Genomic DNA, 15,347 nt, shown 5'->3' with positions numbered 1-15,347 from the left:
GCGCGGTGCGGGGCCTGACCGGCTGTCCACCGGCCCCAGGGACAACGACCGGTGATCGGCCGGGCGAGACTTCTCTCATGAGAGTCAGATGCCTGCAGATCATCCACCCCGCAGCCGACGTCCCGGTCACGGAGTTCGAAGGGATCCGGGTGGGCGGTGTCTACCCCGTTCTGGAGATGGTCACCTACGACATCGACTGCCAGATCCGCCTGCTCGGCCCCGACACGCCCGACCCCGGACTCCTCTGGGACCCAACCGGCTTCGAGACGGTGGACACCCGGATACCGCCCGGCTGGACCCTGGTCATCGCCGACGGCCGCACCCGCCTTTCCGACGCCCGCTGGCAGCGCCCCGGATTCTGGACCGACTACACCCGCGGCGATCCGCAGGCCCTGGCCGACTACCGGCACGTGAAGCGCGAACTCCTTGCCGCCGCCCCACCGACCGAGAACTGACCCCTGTCCCCGGGTGCCCCGGCCCGGAGCCGCTGAGTGGGCGTCTCGCACCGGCCGGTGCGTCGGCACCGGCGTCAGCACGACCGACGGCGCCCCGCTCGTCCAGGAGAACTGCGCGAACGGGGGCCAGAGCCAGGTGTGGACGCTCTGCGACAACGGCATGGTGATCAACGCCGCCAGCGGCCTGCTGTTCGGCCTGAAACACTGGCCCGAAGCCGACCATCCGGGCCCCGGGGATCAGTTGACGCAAAGTCAGAACTACTACGACAGCCCGGCGTTCCGCTGGCAGCAGCGTCCTCCGAAGACCTGACGGCCACTCGCACCGGCCGTGCGGGCGACCGGTGCGGGGCCAGCCGGACTTCCTCGGTGGCGCTTGCCGCGAAGACTCCGGGACTCCGGGACTCCGGGACTCCGGGAGTTCGGGAGTTCGGGAGTTCGGGAGTCCGTCAGGCTTCAGGCCCGCTCCCGGCAGAACCGGTGAGGTCGGCCATCACCAGCTCGGCCGCCCGCACCGGGTCCCCGCCGGCGCGGGTGAGCAGTGAGGCCACGTCGTACTCTGCGTCGACCGCCTCCCGGTGGGTCACTTTCATCCAGTGCACCGACTCGTAGCGCGGTGAGCTGAGCGCCGCGCCGATGTCGGGGCGCAGCCGCTCCAACTCCACGACGACCCTCCAGGCGTCGTCCTCGATCCGGGCCCGCCGCACCGGATCGCAGGCCGCGATGGCCCGGTCGGTTCCGGGCGGGTCGAGCTCACAGGCGGCCAGAGCCGGTAGGAGTTCGGGGACGCCCAGGATCTCCGCCGCGTCCAGGGCCAAGTCGTGGAACCAGTCGTCGGAGCCCAGCAGTTGCGCGATCAGTGGGACGGCCCGTCGGTCGTGCCGTCTGGCCAGCCCTCGCGCACCCTCACCTCGGACCTCGCCGTACTCGTCGGTGGTGCACCTCCACAGCGCGTCCCTGATGGCGGTCGTGTCCTGCTCCAGCTGGAATCCCAACGTGAAGGCCGCCCAGTTGCGGACCTCGGGGTCCTGGTCCCGGCTGAGCCGGATCAGCGCCCGGACATCGGGCCCGTCGGGCAGTCCGCTGTTGACGAAGGTGATGTCCGAGGCGACATGACGCCGCACCTCGGCGTCCTCGTGTCCGGAAAGCCCTACCAGCACGGGAAGGGCGCGCGGGTCCTGCGCCCGGCCCAGGCCGCAGACGAGGGAACGCAGCACGCAGGCCTCCGTCTCCACCTCGGCCAGCGCCATCAGGGCGGTTGCCGCCTCGCCACGCAGAGTCTCGTGCTCGCCGGCCGCGCTTCCCACCAGATCGCAGCCCACCTTCCGCTCCAGGACATCGGCCGACCCCAACAACGCCAACCCGCAGCGCAGCGCGGTCTCCCCGCTCTCCCCCTTCACCGCCTCCCAGACCAGATCCCAGTAGGCGTGCACGTCGTGGTCCGCCTCCGAGGCCTGCGCCACTCGTGCCGCAGTCATCAAGCGCCCCGCCGGCCCCGCCGCATTGTCCATGTGCGCATCCTGCCCGAAGAGCCTGGTGCCGGGCACTGGATTTCACGTGCTGCTGCTCAGGGTTCACAGACAAGCACGGGCGCATCGGGTGACTACGGCCCCGGCGGTTCACCGTCGCCCCGGACGGCCGGTCAGCCGTTTCGGGACCGGCCAGGCCTGAGCCCTGAGCCGGTCGGTCGGTCAGTCAGTCAGTGTCCGACCGGCGACCGGCAACCGGCGGCCGGCGAAGGCGCGGAAGCGCCGGCCGGCGGGTGAGGCCGGCCGGTCCTGGTGCCAGACCAGGCCGATGCCGCGGAACGCGTCGGGGTCGGTGAGCGGCACCAGCCGCACACCGGGCTCGGCGTGCCCGCCGCCCCCGGCGGGGACGACGGCCACGCCGAGCCCGGCCCCGACCATGCCGCGGATCGTGGCCACCTCACCGGCCTCCATGACCACCGACGCCGTGACGCCGGCCCGGTGGAGGATCTCGCAGGTGATCTGCCGCAGCCCCACCGCGTGGCGCATGATGATGACCCGCTCGTCCGTCAGCTCGGCCAGTCCTACCGCCGGCCGGTCCGCCAGCCGGTGGCCGTCCGGGACGGCGAGCTGCAGCCGTTCCTCACACAGCGGCAGCCAGCCCCACTCGGCGCCGGACGGCCGCGGCCCGGTGACGCCCAGCTCGGCGGAGCCGTCCCGGAGCAGGTCCAGCACTGCGGTCGCGGACTCCTGGTGCAGGGTGAACCGGGCGGCGGGCGACTCCCGCTGGTAGGCGCCGAGCAGCTCGGGCAGCAGCCAGCCGCCCAGCGAGTGCAGGTAGGCCAACCGCAGGGTGTCGGTGGGCGGTTGCAGCAGGGCGGCGATACGGTCCTGGGCGGTGTCCAGTTCGTCCAGCGCCCGCCGGACGTGCCGGCGGTAGACCCGGCCGTACTCGTTGAGCCGCAGCCGGTGCCGGTCCCGGTCGAACAGCCGGGTGCCCACGCGTCGTTCCAGCCGGCCGATGGCCCGGGAGAGCGTCGACTGTGAGGTGCCGAGCAGGGCGGCGGCATCGGTGACGTGCTCGGTCTCCGCCACGGCGAGGAACCAGCGCAACTCTTCCACGGTCATGACGGGATTATGCACACGGTGCATGAACCCCAGGTCGGGAGGGCATTTCCGTTTGCCCGCCGCCCGTCGGATGCTGGACCCACGGGCGCCCGACCGACAGGACAGCACCACCACCCACACCACTTCCGGAGGACCGTCAGATGTCCACTACCCCCAGCACCGCCACGCGCACCAACACCGCGCTCGCCGAGCAGTTCCGCACCGTCCTGGGCACCGCCGACTGGGAGCTGTTCCGCTCCCTGCTCACCGACGACGCCACGTGGACGCTCCCCGGCAGCAACCGGATCTCCGGCGAGGCGCGCGGTGCGGACGCCGTGGTCGAGCGGATCCGGCTGATCGCCGGCTACGGCGTGAACTTCGACCTCCAGCACGTCCTGGTCAGCCGGGACAACTTCGCGCTCTCGGTGCACAACACCGCCGAGCGCGACGGACAGGTGCTCGACGAGTACCTGGCCACCGTCTGCTTCGTGCGGGACGGGCGGATCGGCGCGATCGAGACCTACCTCTCGGACGTGCCGGGCATGGACGCCTTCTTCGTCTGATTCCTTCGACTGACTCCTCCGTCTGAAGCCCTCCCGCGTGACCCGGGCGGCCGGACTCCCGGCCGAGCGCAACGCCTCGGCGCTACTCAGCCGGTTGTTGAGTACGTTCGCTCATGAGCCCTGCCCGGGTGCTTCCTATCGTGACGTGCATGGACACGGAATCGGCTCCCATCAGTTCTTCGACCTCGGTGAACCCGCGGCGGGCCAGAGGCTGCGGGATCGCGACGGTCGTCCTGGCCGTCCTGGCCGTCCTGGGAGCCGTGGCACTGGCCGAGTTCGAGAAAGGCCTGGCCGGGGACGGGCCCCCCGAACGCCCTTCCGGAAGCGCGTCCGACCCCCTCCGCCCAGGCGCAGCCACCCACTACGACGACGGCCTGACGATCACCGTGAGCCCACCGCACCGGGAATCCGACGACACCTACAGCTTCACCGTCACCTACGACAACGGCACCGACGAGGAGCTGCGCCCGGGCGGGACGTCACCGGACACCAGCATCGGCACGAGCGGCTCCGCCCCCATCGTGGTCCACGCGGGGACAGCCCTCGCCCCCGACATCCCCGGCTGGGGCGTGACCGTGCTGGACCGGGCCGGCTCCGCATCCGTCCTCATGCCGCCTCTCGGCAAGGACCAGAAGCGCACCGTGCCGGTGCGGGTCAAGCCCGACAAGGAAGGAAGCTTCGTCACGGTGGAGGTCACCCCGACGTCCGCCGGATACCGCGAGACCGCGTACTGGCAATTCGACCTGAGCTGATCGCACGCATGAAGGCCGCTGCCCTCACGGGGCAACGGCCTTCCGCGCTGCTCACACGAGGCGGTCCCCGCGCCGTCGGGGGCGTTGGGCCCTGTGAGGGCTCGTCATTGATGGTGGCCCGAGCGGGCAGCGTCGTGTCCCACGTGACGGAGGCTCAGGGCTCGGCCACTTCATCTCGCCGTGGATCCAGCGCGTCGCTCATGGCGTGAGCGAGCGAGGCGATACGCCGCACGCAGCAGCTCACGGATGGCCGCTTCGGTACGCGAGCCCGGATTCACCACTGCCAGCCAGCCGGCGGTGCCGTAGACGGGGTGCGCGAGCACGGTGTCGGTGGCGCTGGGGTCGGGCTCGGTGCCGGCCGGTTCGCGTGGTGCGTGACCGGTCCACCGGATGAACGCTTCCTTCCCGGCGGAGATGTTCACGCGGAAGGTGTCCGGCCGGTCCAGACGCGATGCCTCGTCGCCGGGATGGTCCTTGGTCACGACCGTCGCGAAGGGTTGGGTCGTGGTCGGGGTGGCGCCGTCAGGTGCGTAGTAGAAGAACGTGTCGCCCCAGCTGATCTCCGGCGAGCCGTCGCCGGGTGCCGGCCTCATGGTCAGGGCGCCGTCGAGGCCGTCCACGAAGCTGATGATCTCGTCCATGGTCATGTGCTCCAGCGTTACATTGAGGTGCTTGTGGAGGCTTTGAGGCTGACACTGAGGAGGTTCAGGATGTCAGGTCTCAAATCGGGGGACTTGCGCACCGTCGATGTCGCGCGGCGTGTCGGGTACTCGGTCCAACAGGTTCGCAATCTCGAGCGGGACGGTGTGCTCCCGCCGGCGGCGCGCACAGCCACGGGCTACCGCATCTATGGAGAGATACATGTACAGTCCGCGCTGGCCTACCGAGGCCTTGCGGCAGGCGCGGGTCCGACTGAGGCCAAGAAGATCGTGCGGGCCGTGCACCGGTTCCCTGCCTCACACCGGGTGCTTGCCCTTCTCGACGCGGCGCACGCTCGGCTCGACGCAGAGCGCACGGAGCTGAGGCAGGCCAAGGAGGCTGCCCTGGCGATCTCCGGTGAGCCGATCGGAGACGTACGCGTAGCGGACTCGATGAGCGTCTCCGAACTCGCCGCCGCTCTGGGCGTGCGTCCTTCGACGTTGCGGCACTGGGACGCGGAGGGTCTTGTCGTTCCCGACCGCGACCCCGTGCGAAGGACGCGACGATACACGCCGACCCAGGTGCGGGATGCGCGGATCGTTCACCAACTGCGCAAGGCCGGTTACCGCATCACGCCCCTTCGGGCCCTCATGCCTCAACTGCGGTGCGACCGCCGCTCGGAGGATGTCGCCTCCGCGCTGGCCGCCCGAGACGCCGTCATCGCGGCTCGCTCCAAGTCCCTCCTCGACGGCGCCGCCGCGCTCAGTGCCGCGCTCTCGCTGGCCGCCGCCCTTGCCGTCCAGGCCTGATGGTTCGTCAGTTGCCCGGACGGGATGCCGACCACCGGCTGGGGGAGCGCGCGGACCGAGGATGTCGGAGCGGTTGCGGTTCCCGGCCGTGAGGACATACGCGGGGCAGCGTTTCAAGGGGACGGCCCCTATCAGCTAGGAGGAAAGCCGGTCGTCCATCAGGTGAACGTTTGTCAGAAAGGACGACTGCCTGGTCAGTGTGGGCCGTGACAGGCTTGCGCCCAGTGGCCGCCGGGGGGCGGTCACCGGCTCAACAGGGGCGACGTGGCCACAGCCGACATCGAGGTGGACCCGGATGTCCTGTGCGCGGCACGCAGTGACGCGTGGGACGTCCCGTACGCGGCGCAGACCGGTGGACGGAAGGCCGGATGTCCCGACCCGGTCCGTCGGCCGCGACGGTTCTGCCTCCCCGCATCTCGAGCACGTCCGACCAAGAGCAACCGTTTGCACCAGGAGGCCCACTGTGCGAGTCCTGTTCACCGCCCCCGGGGCGGTCGGCCACATCTTCCCCGTGATCCCCACCGCGCTGGCCCTGCGGGCGGCCGGCCACGACGTCCTGTTCGCGGGTCAGCACCCGATCGCGAACCTGCGCAGCACCGGGCTGCCCGTCGTCGAGGTCGGCGACGGCACCACCCTCAGGGAGGCCTTCGCCCGGGCCCTCCCGAAGGACGTCCGATTCGCCGACCAGGAGCGCACGGAGGAGCAGACGAACGAACTGAGCGCCCTCGGCTTCGCCGAGTTCGGCCGGTCGACCATCGACGGCCTGCTGGAGGTCGCGCAGCGCTGGCAGCCGGACATCATCGTGCACGAGTCCTTCCAGGGCGCCGCGCCGCTGGTGGCCGCCAAGCTCGGCATACCCGCCGTGGCGCACAACTTCGGGGTGACCTCGGGCGGGGCGGCCGCCCGCCTGCGCCGACTTCTCGCCGACGACTACCGCGCACACGGCGTCGAGGCGACCGAGCCTTCCACCGTCGTGGACGTCGTGCCGGCGTCGCTCGGCGGGGACGGCGGAGGCTGGCGCGTGCGGTACGTGCCCTTCAACGGCGGCGGGACGATACCCGCCGACCTGATCGGGCGCGGCACCAAGCCACGGATCGCGGTGACGCTGGGCACGGTGTTCACCGAGTGGGAGGGCATCGCGCCCATCTCCCGGCTGATCGAGCAGGCGGGGGCGCTCGACGCCGAGATCCTGCTCGCCGCCGGCGACGAGGACCTCACGCCGCTCGGCACGCTGCCCGCCAACGTCCGCCCGCTGCCGTGGGTGCCGCTGAGCCAGCTGCTCCAGGCCGGCGACGGCGTCGTCCACCACGGCGGCTCGGGCAGCATGATGACCGCCGCCGCGCTGGGCGTCCCCCAGCTGATCCTCCCCCAGGGCGCGGACAACTTCGCCAACGCCGCCGCCGGCCGGGCCAACGGCTTCGCACTGTCCTCGAGCCTGGACGCCGTCGACACCGCCCTGCTCGACCGGCTGCTCACCGACGATGCCCTGCGCAAGTCGGCCGCGGCTATGAAGGCGCAGATCGACGCCCTCCCGTCTCCTGCCGACCTGGTCGCGAACTTCGAATCACTGAGCTTCTCCAGCGCGGCCCGGACCGTGTGACGGACGCCTGGTAGCCGGTGTGGGGAGGGCGGCGGCGATGCCTACCGCCCGGTAGGCTGCTGCGACAACCACTGGGCCAAACAGGAGAGTTCAGCATGCGTCGATCGAGCCGACTCGCGGGCACGGTACTCCTCCTCACCGCCGGTCTGGCGACCGCATGCACCGGTGGCGGTACCGCGCCTCGAGACGGGGACGGGCCCTGGGCCCTGAACGGACTCGTGGCCACGCCCGTCGGCGCGCCGATCCAGGGCAGCATCGACGCCCTTCCTTTCAAGGGGGTCGCGAAGATCCTCGGGGTTGCCGGGATTTCGGGAACTGACGTGGTCCTCTCGGTGAGGGACGGAGTCTGTCAGGTGGCGCTCCTGCCGGGCTCCCTGGCCGAGCCGACCATGACTGCTCCGACCGCGCTCGGATCGTCCCGGCCGGCGGGCCATACCGGATCCTCGGACGCCCACCGGCAATTTCCCGGGACGGTTCTCGACGGGAAGTACACCGTGGCGTCAGCCCGGCTGGAGCCCTTCACATTCGCGACCGTCGGATGCTCCGAAAAGGCAATGGCGGTCAGGATGGAAGGGGTTGGGGAATCGGCCGCGATGCAGAAGAAAGCAGGTGACTCCCTGCAGCTCTGGCGAGAAGCCCAGGGCGCAGTGATCGCCGTCGGCCTCCCCGAGGCCATCCATCGGTCGGCCGCCGAAAACAGCACCTCCTGAAAAGCGTGAGGATGCCCGCCTGCGGGGTGCGGGACGGGGTTGGTGCCCCAGCCCAGCAGAGGCGGTGGATCGGCAGAACCGGGCATCACCTCAGCTGCCGCCCTCCGGGGGCCCTCGGTCGCGCCGATGAGCGGACACGTCAGCCGGCGCGCCGAGAAAACCCGTTGCGAGTGACCTGCATCGGATGTCTGATTGATCGGCCACCGACCAGGGAGGGAACATGGGGCCGTCGCTGCCCACGCCCTCGTTGCCCACCGCTCGCCTTCGGCTGCGTGCCTTCGAAGACGCGGATGCCAACGACCTCTTCGCACTGCACAGCAGCGCCGACGTGCTGCGCTACTGGGACTCGCCACCGTGGAGGGAACGCGGGCGTGCCGAGAAGTTCATCACGGCCTGTCGGCAGATGGCACAGGAGGGCACCGGGGCGCGGCTGGCCGTGGAGCGTGTCTCCGACGGGGCGTTCATCGGCTGGTGCAGCCTGACCGGGTGGAATCCGGACTACCGCAGCGCGTCGCTCGGCTACTGCTACGGCGATACGGCGTGGGGCCGTGGCTACGCGACCGAGGCCGCGCGCGCTCTGCTGCGGTGGGCATTCGACACGCTGGACCTGAATCGCGTGCAAGCCGAGGCCGATACGCGCAACGCGGCTTCTGCCCGCGTGTTGGAGAAGCTCGGCTTCGTGCGGGAAGGGACGTTGCGGGAAGACTGCGTCGTCAACGGTGAGGTCTCTGACTCGTGGGTCTACGGGCTGATCAGGCGGGAGTGGCAGCCGTCGTCCGAGCCGGTTCCCGCCCACTGAGTTCCGCAGCTGACCGCAGGTGATCCCCGTGCCGGCGCCGAGCTGTGCGGAGGTTACGGCCCGAGCACGTGGGCTGCCCAGGCGGGTGGGCCGCCGGGTGTGCGCTCGCCCGGTGGCAGCGGCACGGATGGTGAAACTCCCCTGGGGTCTTCGTCGGGTGCCACCGCAGGCCCGGCTGCGCGGTGGCCGGTTCCGGCGCCGGGCGTGTGCGCGGTACCGCCACGGTGGGTGCGGAATGCCGCCGGTGGTATGACGGTATGATCACGACCCGCATGATCAACTGGCGTTCATGTGAAGATACTTGAGGGGCTTGATGAGCAAGACACGCTTTGCGGGAGCGCCGCGCAGCCGCACCTGACCATGGACAGGCAGACCGCCTTGCCGGAGGGCGCCCCCCACGACCTGAGTGCGGATCCGAAGAACCCGAACGTGCTTCTGCTGAGCACGGGAACGCAGACGTGGTCGTACAACAAGTGGCCCGCCCCCGACCCCTCCGACCCCTCCAAACCCGCCAACCCCTTCACGTCGCTCGTCACGAATCCCTCGGTCAAGTCGATCACCGAGCAGCCGTCGGGTGTGCTGGTGATGACGCAGGTGGACAAGGTCAAGGACCCGTCCCCGGCGGGCGGCTGCACCGCCAACACGTGGTGCACCGACATCGTCGACTTCTACACCTCGAACGGCACCATCGGCTACACGCACAACTTGCGCCAGGTGACCGGCGCCCGGTTCTACCGCGCACGCGTCTGGAACCCGTCCTACAACGCCGTCGGCGACGCGACGCACGGCGCGGTCTCCGACCGTGCCCTGTCCGGCGGCTCCTGGACGGACCCCGCGTCGATCGACGCGAACACCCAGATCTCACAGATCAGCGCCGCCGCGCTGCCCGACGGGACGTTGCACGTGCAGACGCTGGTCCCCGGATCCGGCGTCTGGGACCGCACCCGCAGCGTCGCCGGAACGTGGTCGGCGTCGACCCAGATCGACCTCAACGGCCAGATCTCGCGGATCAGCGCCGCCGCGCTGCCCGACGGCACGATGCACGTGCAGACCGTCGTTCCCGGCGCCGGAGTGTGGGACCGCACCCGCACCTCGTCGGGTAGCTGGACGAACTGGACGCCGATCGCAGTGGGCTGCACCACGAGCGACACCAACAGCCCGTGCGTCACCGACGTGAGTGCGGCGTCCCGGCCGGACGGTACGTTGCACGTCCAGATCCTGACGCCGGCTGCCGGGGTGTCCGACCTGACCTGGGCCGCTGGATTCTGGTCGCAGCCCACGGTCGTGGACACCAACCCGTCCGTCACGCGCATCGCCGCGAGCACGGTGTCGGACGGCACCACGCACCTGGAGGCGATCGTCCCCGGCTACGGCATCTGGGACCGGACGCTCGCCCCCGGCGCGACGTCATGGGCCGGCAGCGCGACCCAGATCGACGCCCGCCAGCGCGACTTGGCCGTCTACAGCGTGGGCCTGACGGGCGGACCTCTCCACGTCGGCAGCGCCGCGTTCTGACGCGAGCAGCCGAAGGCAGGTGCAAGGCCTTGACGCCCGGCCTCACCTTCGGATGACCAGACCAGGGCAGAGCAGGGAAGAGTAGAGCAGGGAAGAGTAGAGCAGGGAAGAGCAGCGCAGGGAAGAGCAGAGCAGAGCAGGGAAAGAGCAGTGCACGGCCTGGGGCCGTCCTCCATGGCGGAGGACGGCCCCCGGTGTCGGTACTCGACCTCTACGCCCTCACCGCCACCGACCACCACCGCTAAGCCCGCCTCCTGAGCAGCGCACGCCGCCGAGTCCGACACCGCCTGCACCCTCAGCAGCAGCAGCCGATCGCCTCGGCCTTGCCGAAGTCCGCCGCCGCGAACGCCCCAGCGGGGATGGTGAAGTAGATCGTTCCGGCGTCGCCCCAGCCCCACTCGAGGTCGGCGTCCTCGGCGAGCTGGAGCAGGTGAACGGCGGGACCGTCGTCGTCGCGGGAGGTCACCGGCACCGTGTACGAGGTGTCGGGCCAGCCGAACGCGCAGTGGTGGCCGGCGGTGTTCCCGTCGAGGCCGTCCATCTCGCCGAGGATGAGTGAGGGCGCGCCCCAGTGCTGGTCCTCGTCGTACGTGAGGTCGTCGTCCTGGAGGTCCCAACTGTCCGGGAGCATGGTCACCTCGACCGCGTGGACGGGCCGTGCCGGGTAGTGCCGGGCGGGCCCGGGGGCGGTCGTCGTGACCGCCCGCGTGGGATCGGCGGGGATCACCCGCCACGCGTCGGGACTGGACGAGTCCAGCTCGCGGTACTCCTCGTACGGCACGTCAGGATCGAGGTAGAAGAAGTTGAGCAGGCCCGGCCGGGTGGGCAGTTGGTCCCCGAGCCACGCGGCGAGCGCATCGGTGTCGAGCACCGCGTGCAGGGACAACGGGACGCCTTCCAGCGCGGGCCACGCGGTGCCCGGTTCGAGCAGCGCGGGCCCACCGAGCCGTGACCGGCCGGCGGCGGGCGCCTCCGGCGAGGCCGCGACCAGCCGGAAGCCGCGCCGGGCCATCGCCGCGAACTGCCGCCCGGTCTCCGGGCCGAGCCGCTCCACACACAGCCGGCGCATGGCGGCCGGGTCATCGAAATCCATGAGGCGATCCTCTCAACCCCCGCGCACCGCACTGCACGACCCCCCACCAGGCTCAGTGAAGCGTCCGAACCGACGCGTACCGGCTCCGGCGTCCGCTCGAGCTACCAGATTGAGGCCGCTGCCGCCCGCTCACCCCTGCTTGGCGAGGTCCCCCGACGGGTCCATGCCCAGGGGCTGGCCGGTGACCTTCAGGTGGATCGCGCCCGGCCCGGCCGGGGTGTATGCCTGCTGTTCGGAGACGCCGGTGCAGCCCTGGTCGCTGCCTTTCGGGTGTTCCTGGAGCTCGATCCGGTCGGGGGTGACGGACAGCAGGGTGAGCTCGCCACGACAGACGGTGCTGCTGAACGCCGAGGCGTTGGCGGTCCGCCCGACCACCTCGCCGACCTTCCCGGGGGCGAAGCTGACGGTGAAGGTGCTTGGCAGTCCGCCGACGGCGGTGGTGATGGTGCCCCTCCAGGTGCCGAGGTAGCCGGCGGGGAGCGTCCCCAGCAGCGGCGCGACGGAGGCCGAAGGGTTGGCGGAGGTCGAAGGGTTGGCAGGGGTCGACGGGTCGGCGGAGGCTGGCGGGGCGCCGGTGGCGTCGTGGCTCACGTGGTCGCCCGGCCGGTCGCGCCACACGGTCTGCCACAGCACGCCGCCGGCCGCCAGCACGACCAGCACGGCGGCGGCCGCCACGAGCGGACGCCGCCCCCGGGAACGCGGCGCGGGCGCCGAGGCCCCGGTGCCCGCACCCACGCGCTCTCCGGACGGCCCGGGCTGCCCCGGCGGTACCGGCGGCGCGGGCCGGTCGAGGTGGGTGGGGGAGCGGTCCCGTCCGGATTCCGCTACGCGCTCCGCTACGGGCTCCGCGGCGCCGGCCGGCACCTCGGCCTCCGCCTCCAGGTCGAGCAGTTCGACGGCGCTGCGCGCCACCTCGGCGGAGACCGCGGGCGGCAGCCAGCCGCCGTCCGCGAGCGGGGCGGCACCGGGGGAGAGCAGGGCGCGCAGCTCGTCCGGGGAAGGCCGGTCGGCGGGGGTCCTGGCGAGGCAGGCGCGCACCGCGTCGTGCAGCGCTCCGGTGAGCCCGCCGAGGTCCGGCTGCTCGTGCAGCACCCGGTAGAGCAGGACGGCCGCGCTCACGCCCTCGCCGAACGGCGGGACGCCGGTCGCGGCGAAGGCGAGGACGGCGCCGAGCGAGAAGACGTCCCCTGCGGGGCCGGCCGGCTCGCCGGCCGCCTGTTCGGGCGAGAGGTAGCCGGGCGAGCCGACCAGGTACCCGGAGCGGGTGAGTGCGGTCGCGGCGTCCAGGGCGCGGGCGATGCCGAAGTCGATCAGGCGCGGCCCGTCCAGGGCGAGCAGCACGTTGGACGGTTTGACGTCACGGTGGACCAGGCCCAGGCCGTGCACCGCCGCCAGGGCCTCGGCGAGCGCCGCGCCGAGGGCGTGCACGGCGGGAACGGGCAGCGGGCCGTGCCGGCGGACCGCGGCGTCCAGCGACGGTCCGGCGACGTAGCCCCCCGCCACCCAGGGCGGGTCGCCCTCGGTGTCGGCGTCCAGGACGGGGGCGGTCCAGCGACTGCCGACCCGCCGGGCGGCGGCGACCTCCTGGCGGAACCGGGCGCGGAACTCGGCGTCGTCGGCGAGCTCGCCGCGCACCACCTTGACGGCGACGGTCCGCCCGCCCTCGGTGCGGCCGAGGTACACCCGCCCCATGCCGCCGGCGCCGAGCCGGCCCAGCAGCCGGTAGGAGCCGATCCTCCTCGGGTCCGAGTCGCCCAGTGGTTCCATCGCCCGCCCTCCCCGTCACCGTCGCCCGCGCGCACACTACTACCCGGCGGCGCCACCCGGCGGCGGGCACGGGTTCCGGCAGAGGGGCCGTCAGGCGCGAGGCCTCTGACGTCCGCCGCCCGGCGGGCGCACCGCAGGCCGCTCCCCTTCCTCCCCATCGCGGCGGCGGGCAGGGGCCGCTTCCACCCCGTCGCGGTGTCCCCGTTGTCAGATGTCAGCTCCCTCGGTGCCGGCGCCGGCCTGCCGCGCACGGATCGTGGTGACGGGCGACGGCGGTGATCAGCGATCCGTGGAATCCGGTGGGAGGAGGGGGCGTTCGGGCCGTTCGCCGGGCGCTGTCAGGTGTTGTCAGTTCCCGTCAGGCGGTATCGAACAGCGCTGGTGGTCGGATCAGCTGTATCCCGCCGCCGAGGTCGGACCGGGCGGCACGTCAACGTCTCGACCGAACATGGGAGTTGGAATGGCCAAGGGCATTCTCAAGAGGATCGGCCGCCGTGGCGCGACCGCGGCGGCCGTCGTGGCGGTGGCGGCGGGCGCGGTAGGCGTCTCGGCGGGCAGCGCGGCCGCCGACGGCTGGTACGCGCTCCGCTACCACGCGAGCGGTCACGGTGTGGGCGTCTACGCGCAGCAGTACTCCTGGACGCCCAAGGTCGCCGCCGACGTGTACTCGTACTCGTGGTCGTCGGACGAGATCTACATCGAGTGCTGGACCAGGGGCGAGACGATCAACAACCAGGGCAACGTCTGGTACCGGGTGGGCGGCACGAACGGCAACTTCTTCGGCACGGCCTACGTCTACGGTGCGTACGCCGACGGCAACTGGTACTTCCACAACGGCCTGCCGGAGTGCTGACGGCCGCCTGACACCGCCCGCCCCGCCCGCCCCGCCGGCCCGCTCGCCGGTCGGGGCGGGCGGGGCCGGCCGGCGCCTGCGAGTGCTGCCGGCGCTGACCGGCCCGATCGGCCTGACCGAGGTGCTGCGGTGCTGCGGTGCGAGGACCCGCAGCCGAGCATCCGGTAGCGGTACGCCGTCAGCTCCCTGCCGGCTTCTCGGCCTCACCCATGGTGCCGGGCACCGTCGGTGCGGCCCGGGGAGTGTTGTGAACGGCGCGGTGGTGGCTGGGTGTCGTCCCGTAGTGGTCCAGGAACACCTGCCTCATCGTCTCGGCGGAGGTGAACCCGCAGCGCCTCGCGACCGAAGCCAGCGGCAGTGCGGTGGAGACGAGGAGTTGTGCGGCCGCCTCGATGCGGGCGGTCCGTACGAACCGGGCTGGCGTCTGCCCGAGCTGGTCGAGGAACAGCCTGGACAGATGACGTCCGCTGACTCCCGCGTACGCGGCGAGCGCGGTGGTGGTGAGGTCGCCGTCGAGGTGTGCGGTGATGTATTCGACGGTCTGCCGCACGGTCCGGTGCTCCGGGGCCGGCGCGTCGACGAACATGCTGATCTGGGCCTGGTTGCCCGGTCGTTGGAGGTAGGTCACCATCATCCGGGCCAGCGTCCGGGCGAGGGCCGGGCCGTGGTCCTCCTCGACGAACGCGAGGGTGAGGTCGAGCGCGCTGGTGACCCCGGCTGACGTGCAGACGTGCTCGTCGCGGAGGTACAGCGGCGCGGCGTCGACGTGGACGGCCGGGTGGTGCTGCGCGAGGTCGCGCGCGAACGCCCAGTGGGTCGTGGCACGCCGTCCGTCGAGCAGTCCGGCCGCCGCCAGCACACTCGCCCCCGTGCACACCGACGCGACCCGACGGCCGATGCCGGCCAGCCGGCGCACGTGCTCGACCAGCCGGGTGTCCTGCGCCGCCGCGGCGTGGCCCCACCCGCCGACGACCAGCAGCGTGCCGACCGGGCCGCGGGTACGCTCCAGCGACGCCTGCGCCGCCAGGACCAGTCCCGAGGAACAGCGCACCGGGCGGCCCTGCGGGGTGACCAGGAGGACGTCGTAGGGCGGACTCGCGCCCAGGCGGTTCGCCCCGTCGAAGACGCTGGTCACGCAGGCGATCTCCACGAGTTCCGCATCGTCGTAGGCCACGACCACCACGCGGTGGCGGAGAGCTGTCGTCATGCCTGCGACACTACC

16 protein-coding genes are annotated in these 15,347 nt (G+C 71.8%); 10 read left to right on the top strand and 6 right to left on the bottom strand.

All coding sequences use genetic code 11. The features are described from left to right. The first annotated feature begins 77 nt into the window (after nucleotides 1-77). Both ACZ51D_RS35180 and ACZ51D_RS35175 read left to right on the top strand, forming a co-directional pair. Nucleotides 78-455: a hypothetical protein gene (locus tag ACZ51D_RS35180; RefSeq protein WP_465664586.1), complete on the top strand. Its 378-nt coding sequence runs from the start codon at nucleotides 78-80 to the stop codon at nucleotides 453-455. Between the two features lie 160 nt (nucleotides 456-615). Continuing rightward, the gene (locus ACZ51D_RS35175) at nucleotides 616-765 is read left to right on the top strand and encodes a hypothetical protein (RefSeq protein WP_465664585.1); all 150 of its coding nucleotides are present in this window, start codon (nucleotides 616-618) and stop codon (nucleotides 763-765) included. Nucleotides 766-901: 136 nt separating this feature from the next. Here ACZ51D_RS35175 and ACZ51D_RS35170 read toward each other — a convergent pair whose 3' ends face one another. Beyond that, nucleotides 902-1,930, bottom strand: a complete 1,029-nt coding sequence (locus tag ACZ51D_RS35170; RefSeq protein ID WP_465664584.1) for a HEAT repeat domain-containing protein — start codon at nucleotides 1,928-1,930, stop codon at nucleotides 902-904. A 213-nt stretch (nucleotides 1,931-2,143) separates the two neighbouring features. Then, nucleotides 2,144-3,046 (bottom strand): LysR family transcriptional regulator, encoded by a 903-nt coding sequence (locus ACZ51D_RS35165; RefSeq protein ID WP_465664583.1) that lies wholly within the window; start codon nucleotides 3,044-3,046, stop codon nucleotides 2,144-2,146. Nucleotides 3,047-3,186: 140 nt separating this feature from the next. Here ACZ51D_RS35165 and ACZ51D_RS35160 point away from each other — a divergent pair, with 140 nt between their 5' ends. After that, the gene (locus ACZ51D_RS35160) at nucleotides 3,187-3,588 is read left to right on the top strand and encodes a nuclear transport factor 2 family protein (RefSeq protein WP_465623902.1); all 402 of its coding nucleotides are present in this window, start codon (nucleotides 3,187-3,189) and stop codon (nucleotides 3,586-3,588) included. 149 nt (nucleotides 3,589-3,737) lie between these two features. After that, entirely contained in the window at nucleotides 3,738-4,340 is a 603-nt protein-coding gene (locus tag ACZ51D_RS35155) for a hypothetical protein (protein ID WP_465664582.1), read from the top strand. 170 nt (nucleotides 4,341-4,510) lie between these two features. Here the strand turns inward: ACZ51D_RS35155 and ACZ51D_RS35150 are convergent, their stop codons facing one another. Further along, nucleotides 4,511-4,987, bottom strand: coding sequence for a DUF6194 family protein (locus ACZ51D_RS35150; protein WP_465664581.1), 477 nt, complete (start codon nucleotides 4,985-4,987; stop codon nucleotides 4,511-4,513). Here ACZ51D_RS35150 and ACZ51D_RS35145 point away from each other — a divergent pair, their 5' ends adjacent. The 5 genes from ACZ51D_RS35145 to ACZ51D_RS35125 all read left to right on the top strand — a co-directional run bounded on the left by ACZ51D_RS35145 (nucleotide 4,988) and on the right by ACZ51D_RS35125 (nucleotide 10,412). Next, the gene (locus ACZ51D_RS35145; RefSeq protein ID WP_465664580.1) at nucleotides 4,988-5,788 is read left to right on the top strand and encodes a MerR family transcriptional regulator; all 801 of its coding nucleotides are present in this window, start codon (nucleotides 4,988-4,990) and stop codon (nucleotides 5,786-5,788) included. It abuts the gene before it with no gap. A 463-nt stretch (nucleotides 5,789-6,251) separates the two neighbouring features. Then, entirely contained in the window at nucleotides 6,252-7,388 is a 1,137-nt protein-coding gene (locus tag ACZ51D_RS35140; protein ID WP_465623896.1) for a nucleotide disphospho-sugar-binding domain-containing protein, read from the top strand. A 218-nt stretch (nucleotides 7,389-7,606) separates the two neighbouring features. Beyond that, a complete protein-coding gene (locus ACZ51D_RS35135) occupies nucleotides 7,607-8,098 on the top strand; it encodes a hypothetical protein (protein ID WP_465664579.1) in 492 nt (163 codons plus the stop codon). 220 nt (nucleotides 8,099-8,318) lie between these two features. Beyond that, nucleotides 8,319-8,897 carry a GNAT family N-acetyltransferase gene (locus tag ACZ51D_RS35130; protein WP_465623893.1) on the top strand — a complete coding sequence of 193 codons (579 nt, stop codon included), beginning with the start codon at nucleotides 8,319-8,321 and terminating at the stop codon, nucleotides 8,895-8,897. 429 nt (nucleotides 8,898-9,326) lie between these two features. Then, the gene (locus ACZ51D_RS35125) at nucleotides 9,327-10,412 is read left to right on the top strand and encodes a PLL family lectin (protein ID WP_465623891.1); all 1,086 of its coding nucleotides are present in this window, start codon (nucleotides 9,327-9,329) and stop codon (nucleotides 10,410-10,412) included. Between the two features lie 295 nt (nucleotides 10,413-10,707). Here the strand turns inward: ACZ51D_RS35125 and ACZ51D_RS35120 are convergent, their stop codons facing one another. Together ACZ51D_RS35120 and ACZ51D_RS35115 are read right to left on the bottom strand one after the other, a co-directional pair. Next, the gene (locus ACZ51D_RS35120) at nucleotides 10,708-11,505 is read right to left on the bottom strand and encodes a DUF1963 domain-containing protein (protein WP_465623889.1); all 798 of its coding nucleotides are present in this window, start codon (nucleotides 11,503-11,505) and stop codon (nucleotides 10,708-10,710) included. 129 nt (nucleotides 11,506-11,634) lie between these two features. Continuing rightward, complete coding sequence (locus tag ACZ51D_RS35115) at nucleotides 11,635-13,272, bottom strand: serine/threonine-protein kinase (protein WP_465664578.1); 1,638 nt, start codon at nucleotides 13,270-13,272, stop codon at nucleotides 11,635-11,637. Between the two features lie 460 nt (nucleotides 13,273-13,732). On the opposite strand from ACZ51D_RS35115, the gene ACZ51D_RS35110 reads away from it, so the two are divergent. Beyond that, nucleotides 13,733-14,125: a hypothetical protein gene (locus ACZ51D_RS35110; protein ID WP_360502650.1), complete on the top strand. Its 393-nt coding sequence runs from the start codon at nucleotides 13,733-13,735 to the stop codon at nucleotides 14,123-14,125. 178 nt (nucleotides 14,126-14,303) lie between these two features. On the opposite strand, the gene ACZ51D_RS35105 is transcribed toward ACZ51D_RS35110, so the two are convergent. Continuing rightward, a complete protein-coding gene (locus tag ACZ51D_RS35105) occupies nucleotides 14,304-15,332 on the bottom strand; it encodes a GlxA family transcriptional regulator (protein ID WP_465664577.1) in 1,029 nt (342 codons plus the stop codon). Nucleotides 15,333-15,347: the final 15 nt, after the last annotated feature.

Source organism: Kitasatospora sp. NPDC033851 (assembly GCF_055576085.1).
The sequence above is the reverse complement of the archived record's forward strand: the minus strand, read 5'-3'. Positions and strand labels throughout refer to the sequence as shown.

What these genes read in the sequence shown, in the direction of transcription:
- ACZ51D_RS35180 (WP_465664586.1), top strand. Translation starts at nt 78, where the DNA reads ATGAGAGTCAGATGCCTGCAGATCATCCACCCCGCAGCCGACGTCCCG.
- ACZ51D_RS35175 (WP_465664585.1), top strand. Translation starts at nt 616, where the DNA reads ATGGTGATCAACGCCGCCAGCGGCCTGCTGTTCGGCCTGAAACACTGG.
- ACZ51D_RS35170 (WP_465664584.1), bottom strand. Translation starts at nt 1,930, where the DNA reads ATGACTGCGGCACGAGTGGCGCAGGCCTCGGAGGCGGACCACGACGTG.
- ACZ51D_RS35165 (WP_465664583.1), bottom strand. Translation starts at nt 3,046, where the DNA reads ATGACCGTGGAAGAGTTGCGCTGGTTCCTCGCCGTGGCGGAGACCGAG.
- ACZ51D_RS35160 (WP_465623902.1), top strand. Translation starts at nt 3,187, where the DNA reads ATGTCCACTACCCCCAGCACCGCCACGCGCACCAACACCGCGCTCGCC.
- ACZ51D_RS35155 (WP_465664582.1), top strand. Translation starts at nt 3,738, where the DNA reads ATGGACACGGAATCGGCTCCCATCAGTTCTTCGACCTCGGTGAACCCG.
- ACZ51D_RS35150 (WP_465664581.1), bottom strand. Translation starts at nt 4,987, where the DNA reads ATGACCATGGACGAGATCATCAGCTTCGTGGACGGCCTCGACGGCGCC.
- ACZ51D_RS35130 (WP_465623893.1), top strand. Translation starts at nt 8,319, where the DNA reads ATGGGGCCGTCGCTGCCCACGCCCTCGTTGCCCACCGCTCGCCTTCGG.
- ACZ51D_RS35120 (WP_465623889.1), bottom strand. Translation starts at nt 11,505, where the DNA reads ATGGATTTCGATGACCCGGCCGCCATGCGCCGGCTGTGTGTGGAGCGG.
- ACZ51D_RS35115 (WP_465664578.1), bottom strand. Translation starts at nt 13,272, where the DNA reads ATGGAACCACTGGGCGACTCGGACCCGAGGAGGATCGGCTCCTACCGG.
- ACZ51D_RS35110 (WP_360502650.1), top strand. Translation starts at nt 13,733, where the DNA reads ATGGCCAAGGGCATTCTCAAGAGGATCGGCCGCCGTGGCGCGACCGCG.
- ACZ51D_RS35105 (WP_465664577.1), bottom strand. Translation starts at nt 15,332, where the DNA reads ATGACGACAGCTCTCCGCCACCGCGTGGTGGTCGTGGCCTACGACGAT.